Here is a 275-nt window from a genome sequence, read left to right on the forward strand (position 1 = left end):
GGAATGATCTTTGTTCTTGCTTCACAGCCGGGCTTTGGCATTATGGGGGCAGCACTTGCGATATTAATCGGCATCGTCCTTGTCACGCTGCTTCATGCGGCAACTGTCGGTAAAGTACTGCCTATTCATTTACCAATGAAGGAATATGGGATATGTGTTCTTGTGATCATCGGCACTGGGGTGGTGAGCCTTTGGCTGAAATCTCAAATGAACGGATTCTTTTCTGCCCCGATTGAGCTAGTCATGCTGATTTTTGTGACGTGCGCGCTGTATGT

1 pseudogene is annotated in these 275 nt (G+C 47.6%); it reads left to right on the plus strand.

Annotated elements, in window-relative coordinates:
• Positions 1 to 275, plus strand: a pseudogene (locus SB658_RS23795) (polysaccharide biosynthesis C-terminal domain-containing protein); the annotation flags it as partial.

The organism is Bacillus sp. SIMBA_008, from assembly GCF_046535495.1.
In the GTDB taxonomy this organism is placed as follows: domain Bacteria; phylum Bacillota; class Bacilli; order Bacillales; family Bacillaceae; genus Bacillus; species Bacillus subtilis.